Origin of the sequence: Streptomyces sp. CAI-85 (genome assembly GCF_013363615.1) — a bacterium.
Taxonomy (GTDB): Bacteria; Actinomycetota; Actinomycetes; order Streptomycetales; family Streptomycetaceae; genus Streptomyces; species Streptomyces antibioticus_B.
The window spans coordinates 568,066-576,387 of the sequence record NZ_JAANNX010000002.1; the positions used below are offsets into that span (position 1 = coordinate 568,066).

An 8,322-nucleotide genomic window follows, 5' to 3' on the forward strand; every position below is an offset into this window, starting at 1 on the left:
GCTTGCTTTTTTCTCTGTCGGGCTCCGGCCGGGCCGGAGCCGCCCTCAGACCCCGGACGGGCTGGTGGGGGACGCCGGCGCCGGCTCGGCCTCGGACACCCGCCGCCTGCGCCGCCGCTTGAGCAGCGCCCAGGGACCGCGCGGGCCCGTCGGCATCGCCGCCGCGACCTCCGTACCGGCCTCCGAGGCCGCCTCCGCCGCCGCCCGGGCCACCGGCAGGAAGCCCTCCCGGCGCGCGGCGTCCGGCCGCTCCTCCTCCGCCGGCCACAGCCCCAGCGCCGCGCACAGCGTCGGCAGGACCGCCATGGCCGCCGTGGCATAGCCCTCGGCCGACGGGTGGTAGTGGTCCGGGCCGAACAGCTCGCGCGGGTTCGCCTCGAACTCCGGCCCCAGCAGATCGCCCAGCGACACCGTGCGCCCGCCCTGCTCGACCACCCCGATCGTCTGCGCCGCCGCGAGCTGCCGGGAGGCCCGGCGCGCCAGCCAGCGCAGCGGCTGCGGCACCGGCTCGATCGTGCCCAGGTCGGGACAGGTGCCCACCACCACCTCGGCACCGGCCGTGCGCAGCCGCCGTACCGCCGCCGACAGATGGCGCACCGAGCGGGTCGGCGGCATCCGGTGGGTGACGTCGTTCGCCCCGATCATGATCACGCAGATGTCGGGCACCCGGCCGCCCGGATCCCCGACGACCAGCGCCACCTGCCGGTCCAGATCGTCCGACTGGGCCCCCGGCAGGGCCACGTTGCGCAGCTCCACCGGGCGCTCCGCCACCGCCGCGAGCCCCGACGCCAGCAGCGCGCCCGGCGTCTGCCCCGAGCGGCGCACCCCCTGCCCCGCGGCCGTGGAGTCGCCCAGCAGCGCCAGCCGCAGCGGATCCGCGCCGGGCGTGCCGGGTGCGTCGTACGTCCGGCCGTAGCGGCCCTCCGCGCGCGGGACCCGGACCTGCTCGCCGTTGCCGTTCACATGGCGGCGGGCCAGCCGCGCCTCCGCCAGCAGCAGTCCCACGGCGGCCGCCCCGGCCAGACCGATGCCGCCACCGCCGTAGGCCGCGCCGGCCGCGATCCGCCGGGCCACCCTCGCCCTCGACATGCTCGTCATGCCTCGACGCCACCTCCTCGTGTCCGTACACCCACTCCTTGCCCCGTACGGACCGTCGGCCAATCTCGACGGCGAGTGAACCCGCACGCCGGGCCGTACCCTGGCGTAACCACTACGACCACTGTTTTTGCAAGCAACCGGAGACAACGGTGCAATTCCACGACTCGATGATCAGCCTCGTCGGCAACACCCCGCTGGTGAAGCTCAACAACGTGACCCAGGGGATCCGGGCGACCGTCCTGGCCAAGGTGGAGTACTTCAACCCGGGCGGATCCGTGAAGGACCGCATCGCCCTGCGCATGATCGAGGCCGCCGAGAAGAGCGGGGAGCTGAAGCCGGGCGGCACGATCGTCGAGCCGACCAGCGGCAACACCGGCGTGGGCCTCGCCATCGTGGCGCAGCAGAAGGGGTACAAGTGCATCTTCGTGTGCCCCGACAAGGTGAGCACCGACAAGATCAACGTGCTGCGCGCGTACGGCGCCGAGGTCGTCGTCTGCCCGACCGCCGTGGACCCCGAGCACCCGGACTCCTACTACAACGTCTCCGACCGGCTGGTCCGTGAGACGCCGGGCGCCTGGAAGCCCGACCAGTACTCCAACCCCAACAACCCGCTCTCCCACTACCACTCGACCGGCCCCGAGCTGTGGGAGCAGACGGAGGGGAAGATCACCCACTTCGTCGCGGGCGTGGGCACCGGCGGCACCATCTCCGGCACCGGCCGCTATCTGAAGGACGCCAGTGAGGGCGCCGTCCAGGTCATCGGCGCCGACCCGGAGGGCTCGGTGTACTCCGGCGGCTCCGGCCGGCCGTACCTGGTCGAGGGCGTCGGCGAGGACTTCTGGCCGACCGCCTACGACCGGACCGTCGCCGACGAGATCGTGCCGGTGTCCGACAAGGACTCCTTCCAGATGACCCGCCGCCTGGCCAAGGAGGAGGGCCTGCTGGTCGGCGGCTCCTGCGGCATGGCCGTGGTGGCGGCGCTCCGGGTCGCCGAGCGGCTCGGCCCGGACGACGTCGTCGTCGTGCTGCTCCCGGACAGCGGCCGCGGCTACCTCTCCAAGATCTTCAACGACGAGTGGATGGCCGACTACGGCTTCCTGGAGGACCAGGGCCCCAGCGCCCGCGTCGCCGACGTCCTGAACGACAAGGAGCACGGCGCGATCCCGTCCCTCGTCCACATGCACCCGGACGAGACCGTCGGCCAGGCCATCGAGGTGCTGCGCGAGTACGGCGTCTCGCAGATGCCGATCGTGAAGCCGGGCGCCGGTCACCCGGACGTGATGGCCGCCGAGGTCGTCGGGTCGGTCGTGGAGCGCGAGCTGCTGGACGCGCTCTTCACCCAGCGCGCCTCCCTCTCCGACCCGCTGGAGAAGCACATGTCGGCCCCGCTGCCGCAGGTCGGCTCCGGTGAGCCGGTCGGCGACCTGATGTCGGTGCTCGGCACCGCGGACGCGGCGATCGTCCTCGTCGAGGGCAAGCCCACCGGGGTCGTCAGCCGCCAGGACCTGCTGGCCTTCCTGGCCAAGGGCGGCAAGTAGGGGGTACGGGGTTTCCCCGGTCCCCACGGGGAAACCCCGGGGAAACCTCCGGTGAACCGCGCCGACGGGAGCGGAACTTCCGTTTGCCGACCGAAAAGGTGGACTTCGCGGAAGTGGTACGAGCGTGTCACGTCCGCGCAGCACACGCTTAACACGCGTCCGGCAGATTGGTGGATGTCGGCAGGGCGGGAGCGGCTCCCCGCCCCGGCCGGCAAACCGAACGGCGTCACGGACCTCCGGAGCGGCTCCCGGACCTCCACAGGCGCCAAGGGCGCGCAAGCCCGGCCTGACCCGGCCCGCGTCCCACGCGGGGACCGCCGTCGTCCCGCCCCCCGGCAACGGGGGTGCGGCGGTCCCCGCGACAAACTTCTCCCGGGCTTCCCGGGCTCCCTGTGTCTCTCGGGAGCGTCAGTCCTCCCAGTCGCTGTCCTTCGCCGCCCGGCGGCGCCGCCCGAAGGCGCCCGGGTTGGCGCGGACCGCCTGCACCACGTTCACGCCGACGATGCCCAGCCAGGACACGATCAGCCCGGGCAGCTTCCCGGTGCCCGCCCCGATCGCCGACAGCGGGATCGCCAGCACCAGCGAGACGATGCCGAACCCGAAGCGCTCGCCCCACGAGTCCCGGTCCCCGGGCGCACGGGAGTCCCGGGCCGCCACCATCTGCCGTTCGGCGAGCTGACGGCGCACCCGCCGCTCCACCGCGCCGTCGATGCGCTGGTCGACCTTCTCCAGGAACGAGTCGACCAGCGCGGACTCGTACTCCTCGCCCAGCTCCCTGCGGGCGTGCAGGGTGGCGTCGAGTTCCTTCTTCAGGTCGCTGTCCTGCCGGTCCATCGTGGTCTCCCATCCCGTCATGCCCTCACGGTAGGGAGCGCGGACACCCGGCGCACTGGGGGTAGCCCCCCAGTCGGAACCGGGGCTGCATGACCCCATGCACACTCCGTGCCGAGTGAATAGGGTGGCGGGGACATCCGGAGGGGGAGCGGGGCATGAGCGCGGAGAGCGACATGAGCGTGGCGGACACACCTGCGGGGCGGCTTCAGGCGCTCTTCGAGGGGCACCGGCTGACCCCGACCCAGCGGCGCATCGCCCACAGCATGGTGCGCCGCGCCCCCGACGTGCCGTTCCTGTCCAGCGTGGAGCTGGCCGAGCTGGCCGGGGTCAGCCAGCCCTCCGTGACCCGCTTCGCCGTCGCCCTCGGCTTCGACGGCTACCCCGCCCTGCGCAGGCATCTGCGCGAGGTCGCGCCCGTCGAACAGAGCCCCGGCTCCGCGTCGTTCAACGAGTACCAGCAGGCCGTCGAGGCCGAGATCGAGAATCTGCGGCACCTCGCCGAGCTGCTCGCGGACCCGCGCCCGGTGCGCCGGGCCGGCCGGCTGCTCGCCGCCTCCCGCCCGCTGCCCGTGCTGGGCCTGCGCGCCGCCGCGTCCCAGGCGTACGGGTTCGCCTACTTCGCCGCCAAGGTCCATCCGGACGTCCGGCTGCTGCACGAGGGCGGCTCGATGGTCCAGGACCGGATCGACGCCGCCGTCCGCGCGGGCGCCACCGCGCTGCTCTGCTTCGCGCTGCCCCGGCATCCCCGCGAGGTCCTGGACACCCTGGGCCATGCCAAGGAGGCCGGGCTGAGCGTGGTGACCGTCGCCGACTCGGCGTTCGCCCCGGTCGCCAAGGTCTCCGACCTGCTGCTGCCGGCCGCCGTCGGCACCGGGCTCGCCTTCGACACGGCGTGCGCGCCGATGCTGCTGGGCCGGGTGCTGCTGGAGGCGATGTGCGACGACCTGCCCGACGCGCAGGCCCGCCTGGAGGAGTTCGACGCGCGGGCCGCGGCGCGCGGGCTCTTCGTCGAATAGCGGGGCGGGTCGAGCAGCGGGGCGGGCCGGGCAGCGGGGCGGGCCGGGCAGCGGGGCGGGCCGGGCAGCGGGACGGGGCCGGGTAGCGGGGCGGGGTCGGGCGGCCGGGCGGGCCCGGTTCTCAGACTCGTCTCACCTTCGCTCGCTAGCCTGCCCGCCCGACGGGACAGGGATCACGGCGAGGAGGCGGGACAGTGGCACGTGGAAAGTGCGCGGGGCGTGAGGGGCGCGGGGGACAGGGACTGGCACGGGTGGCCGTCGTCGTACGGGCCGGGGCCGCGCCGCTGTGGTGGGCCGGGGTGTTCGCGGCCGGGGTCGGGGTGCTGCTCCCCGGGCTCACCGGCCGCCGGATCGGGGTGCCGGCCGGGGCCGCGCTGTTCCTGGTGACGGCCGCCGTGGTGGCGGTGCGCGGACAGGGCCGCTTCGCCGCACTGGCGCGCGGGGCCGCCCGGGCCGGCCGGGGTGACGTGCTCCAGGACCGGGCGGTCACCGTCCGCGTCTGGCGCCGGGGCCACCGCTGGTGGCTGCTGCTCGCCCTGGCGGCCGCGCTGGGCAGCTCCTTCGCCGTGCCCGCGGCAGGCGGCATGCTGCTCGCCGGCTGGGGCACCGGGCTGCGGCTGAAGGCCGCCCGGATCGGCCGGCTGGAGCGGGCCGGGGACGCGCTGCTGTGGGTGCGCGTCGACTGGCTGGACCGCCGCGGCGGACGCCCCGCGGGCAAGGCCGTCAAGGGCTACCGCGCCACCGGGATCGCCGCGGGCGACGCGGCCCCGGGAGGGGCGCGCCGCCGCACCGACGTCTACGCCTGAGGCGGCGCCCGGACGTCCTCAGACCTCCAGGTCCTCCTCGATCTTGCGGAGCTGGTGGCGGGCCATCGCCAGGTTGGCCCGCTTGGCGTCCAGCACCAGGTAGAGGAAGAGGCCGTTGCCGCCCCGGCCGCTGATCAGCCGGATCAGGTGGTACTGGTCGGACAGCGTGATCAGGATGTCCTCGATCTGCGCCTTCAGCCCGAGGTGCTCCATGGTGCGCATCTTGGCGCGCACCACATCGGTGTTGCCCGCCGCGGCGACGTTCAGGTCGAAGCTCTTGGTACCGCCCAGGGTGCCCAGCGCCATCCCGCTGGTGTAGTCGACGAGCGCGGCCGCCGAGGCACCCTCGATGGTGGCGAGGGCCTCTTTGAGCGCGGTTTCGGTGTTGGCCATGACTGGTTGCTCCTCGGTTCTTCTCAACTATCCGTGGTGGTGCGCGCGTTGGTGCCGCGCGCCGATCTGGTCCGTACGGTGAGGGGCTTGGCGGGGGGCTGCGGGCGCGGCGGTGCGAGCGCGGGCCTCGCCGCCCGTACCCTCGCCTCCCGCGCGTCGACCAGCTCCCCGACGCGGACCGCGGCCCGGCGCCCCTCCAGGTGCAGCCGGCCGACGTTGACCCGGTCCTGCGCGAGCACGGTCAGCACCGCGCTGTGGCCGGCCGAGTAGGTGGCGACATAGCCGTAGACGCCCCGCACCAGCAGTTCGCGGAAGTCGCCCTGGCCGGTGGTGTCGGCCAGCCGCACCGCGACGGCGAGGGCGGCCGCGGTCAGCGCCGCCACCCCCTCCGGCTCCACGCCGGGGGTGTCGTGGGCGAGGACGAGACCGTCCACACCGGCCGCGAGCGCACCCGTGAGCTGGGGCACCCGGGCCCGCAGCCGGCGCAGCTCGTCGAGGATGTCCGGCTCGGCCGCCATCAGTTCGTTCCTCCCGTCGCGCGGGCGCTGCCGCTCAAAGGGCCTCCAGCGCATCCCTGAGCCTCTTCAGCAGACCGATGTCGGGGTCGTTCACGCGGGGCATCGAGATGCCCGGCGGTGGATGGGCGGCCGCGGGCGCCACCGGCGGGGGCGGCGGCAGCAGCGCGGTCAGCAGACCGGCGGCGGCCAGCCGGCGGACGTCCACCAGGGTGTGGAACGCCTGCCGGCCCAGCTCCCGCGCGATGTCCGACGCCGTGCGCACGCCGTTGACCAGGGCGAGCACCGCGCTCTGCCGGGCCGTCGCGGGCGGTGCCGCCACCGCCTCGGTGCGCCGCAGCGGCGCACCGTCGGCCAGCGGGTCGGGCCACACCCGGTCCAGCAGCTCACGGCGGCGCACCGTCTCGCGCTCCAGCGCGTCCACCGGCACCGGCAGCAGCGGGCCGAGCCAGTGCCCGGTGCCGTAGACGAAACGGCCGGGGGTGCTGCTGGGGGCGAGCGCGAAGTACGCGGCGTCGTACAGCGCGCCCAGGTGGCACAGCTCCAGGGCGCCGCGCGGGATCCGGCCGGTGTCCAGCAGCAGCCGGGCGGCGCCGTACCGCTGGTCGGCGCCCTCCACGGCGGCCCGCCAGACGGTGGGGTCGAGGGTGCCGTGGGTCAGCAGGAGCACGTCGAGGCCGGGTGCGAGCGGGCTCTCGGCGTGCACCACCCGGCCCTCGGCCAGATAGAGCGAGCCGCGCTCGCGCTCCAGGACGCCGGTGGCCCGCTCGGCCGCGAGCCGGTTCAGCATCGGGGAGAGCCCGGCCCCCGCCCGGTGCCGCGCCGTCGACCTCTCGCGCACCGGGAGCCTGGGAGGTGGGGTGGTGCCCTGCGGTGTCGTCCCCACGAGCGTCATCCCAGCACCAGCCGTCCGGCCATCTCGCCCAGCCGGATCCGGGCCAGTGCGAGATTGCCGTCCGGCCGGCCCAGCCACACGTGCAGGAAGACGCTGCTGTCGAAGGACGTCGAGACGAACCGCAGCAAGTGGTAGCTGTCCCGGTTGCTGATGATGAGGTCCTCCACCGGCGGGTCCGCCCGCTCGTCGTCTCCCTGGTCGGGCGTGAACGCCCGCTGCTCCGCCGTGAGCCGCGCGACCTCGGCGGCCTCGGCGGCCGCGGCCTCGTGGTCACCGCCGGGGAAGTCCCCGACCGAGCCCAGGGCGAGCCCGCTGGTCCAGTCGACCAGTGCGGCTCCCCGGGCCCCGGGCAGCCGCATGGCCTCCAGTAGGCACTCGTCGATTCCGGGCACCGTGGCTCCCCTCCCGCCTGCGGTTCGGCTGAGTGATGAGGAGGCTACGCAACGTGTGCGCGATGAGTGAGTCTTCGGGCATTTTCCGGCGGAACATGCGCCGAGTGACTAGGGTGGGTCGGCTCGCGCCGTTTTCGGGCCCGTTCGTCATGCCTGTTCCCTGTTTGAACACCCCGCCCGCCGTACGGGTCAAGAGCGCGCGGGCCTGCGCGGGGTGGTGAACGCGGCGTCGCCCGCCCCCTCTTCGCGCCGCCCGCGCGGCCCCCTCCGCCCGCCCGGCCCCGCCCGTGTCGCCGCCCGTGCGTATTGACTAGCTCTATTCATCACGCGAGGATGTGAATAACAGCAGTAACAATCCGCCGGGATCACCCATCCGCAAGGAGGCCGACCATGTCAGGACCCCGCCCCGTACGAGCACCGCGCGGTACGGAACTGAGCGCCCTGGGATGGCAGCAGGAAGCCGCCCTGCGGATGCTCCAGAACAACCTCGACCCCGAGGTCGCCGAACACCCCGACAAGCTCGTCGTCTACGGCGGCACCGGCAAGGCCGCCCGTGACTGGCGCTCCTTCGACGCGATGGTCCGCACCCTGCGCACCCTCAAGCAGGACGAGACCATGCTCGTCCAGTCCGGCCGCCCCGTCGGCGTCATGCAGACCCACGAATGGGCCCCGCGCGTCCTCATCGCCAACTCCAACCTCGTCGGCGACTGGGCCAACTGGGAGGAGTTCCGCCGCATGGAGGCCCTCGGCCTCACCATGTACGGCCAGATGACCGCCGGCTCCTGGATCTACATCGGCACCCAGGGCATCCTCCAGGGCACCTACGAGACCTTCG

Annotated in this window: 9 protein-coding genes and 1 pseudogene; 4 read left to right on the plus strand and 6 right to left on the minus strand. The window is 74.0% G+C overall.

Annotated elements, in window-relative coordinates:
• Nucleotides 1-45: 45 nt before the first annotated feature.
• Nucleotides 46-1,098, minus strand: coding sequence for an SGNH/GDSL hydrolase family protein (locus G6W55_RS05630; protein ID WP_175519614.1), 1,053 nt, complete (start codon nt 1,096-1,098; stop codon nt 46-48).
• 149 nt (nt 1,099-1,247) lie between these two features.
• Between G6W55_RS05630 and G6W55_RS05635 the strand changes: the two genes are divergently transcribed.
• Nucleotides 1,248-2,636 carry a cystathionine beta-synthase gene (locus tag G6W55_RS05635; protein WP_175519615.1) on the plus strand — a complete coding sequence of 463 codons (1,389 nt, stop codon included), beginning with the start codon at nt 1,248-1,250 and terminating at the stop codon, nt 2,634-2,636.
• 408 nt (nt 2,637-3,044) lie between these two features.
• Here the strand turns inward: G6W55_RS05635 and G6W55_RS05640 are convergent, their stop codons facing one another.
• Nucleotides 3,045-3,470, minus strand: coding sequence for a hypothetical protein (locus tag G6W55_RS05640; RefSeq protein ID WP_175519668.1), 426 nt, complete (start codon nt 3,468-3,470; stop codon nt 3,045-3,047).
• 155 nt (nt 3,471-3,625) lie between these two features.
• On the opposite strand from G6W55_RS05640, the gene G6W55_RS05645 reads away from it, so the two are divergent.
• Both G6W55_RS05645 and G6W55_RS05650 read left to right on the plus strand, forming a co-directional pair.
• Nucleotides 3,626-4,486: a MurR/RpiR family transcriptional regulator gene (locus G6W55_RS05645; protein ID WP_175519616.1), complete on the plus strand. Its 861-nt coding sequence runs from the start codon at nt 3,626-3,628 to the stop codon at nt 4,484-4,486.
• 194 nt (nt 4,487-4,680) lie between these two features.
• Complete coding sequence (locus tag G6W55_RS05650; RefSeq protein ID WP_309243636.1) at nt 4,681-5,292, plus strand: hypothetical protein; 612 nt, start codon at nt 4,681-4,683, stop codon at nt 5,290-5,292.
• 18 nt (nt 5,293-5,310) lie between these two features.
• On the opposite strand, the gene G6W55_RS05655 is transcribed toward G6W55_RS05650, so the two are convergent.
• From G6W55_RS05655 to G6W55_RS05670, 4 genes are read right to left on the minus strand one after another with little or no spacing between them, the layout of a single operon-like run.
• On the minus strand, nt 5,311-5,685 hold the full coding sequence (locus G6W55_RS05655) for a hypothetical protein (protein ID WP_175519617.1): 375 nt from the start codon (nt 5,683-5,685) through the stop codon (nt 5,311-5,313).
• A gap of 23 nt (nt 5,686-5,708) precedes the next feature.
• Complete coding sequence (locus tag G6W55_RS05660; protein ID WP_030792707.1) at nt 5,709-6,203, minus strand: roadblock/LC7 domain-containing protein; 495 nt, start codon at nt 6,201-6,203, stop codon at nt 5,709-5,711.
• Between the two features lie 34 nt (nt 6,204-6,237).
• Complete coding sequence (locus G6W55_RS05665; protein ID WP_175519618.1) at nt 6,238-7,095, minus strand: transcriptional regulator; 858 nt, start codon at nt 7,093-7,095, stop codon at nt 6,238-6,240.
• Nucleotides 7,092-7,487 (minus strand): hypothetical protein, encoded by a 396-nt coding sequence (locus tag G6W55_RS05670; RefSeq protein ID WP_030792713.1) that lies wholly within the window; start codon nt 7,485-7,487, stop codon nt 7,092-7,094. Before G6W55_RS05670 ends, G6W55_RS05665 begins: the two co-directional genes overlap by 4 nt.
• Before the next feature lie 390 nt (nt 7,488-7,877).
• Between G6W55_RS05670 and G6W55_RS05675 the strand changes: the two are divergent.
• A pseudogene (locus G6W55_RS05675) lies at nt 7,878-8,322 on the plus strand (urocanate hydratase); the annotation flags it as partial.

What these genes read in the sequence shown, in the direction of transcription:
- G6W55_RS05645 (WP_175519616.1), top strand. Translation starts at nt 3,626, where the DNA reads ATGAGCGCGGAGAGCGACATGAGCGTGGCGGACACACCTGCGGGGCGG.
- G6W55_RS05665 (WP_175519618.1), bottom strand. Translation starts at nt 7,095, where the DNA reads ATGACGCTCGTGGGGACGACACCGCAGGGCACCACCCCACCTCCCAGG.
- G6W55_RS05655 (WP_175519617.1), bottom strand. Translation starts at nt 5,685, where the DNA reads ATGGCCAACACCGAAACCGCGCTCAAAGAGGCCCTCGCCACCATCGAG.
- G6W55_RS05640 (WP_175519668.1), bottom strand. Translation starts at nt 3,470, where the DNA reads ATGGACCGGCAGGACAGCGACCTGAAGAAGGAACTCGACGCCACCCTG.
- G6W55_RS05630 (WP_175519614.1), bottom strand. Translation starts at nt 1,098, where the DNA reads ATGACGAGCATGTCGAGGGCGAGGGTGGCCCGGCGGATCGCGGCCGGC.
- G6W55_RS05660 (WP_030792707.1), bottom strand. Translation starts at nt 6,203, where the DNA reads ATGGCGGCCGAGCCGGACATCCTCGACGAGCTGCGCCGGCTGCGGGCC.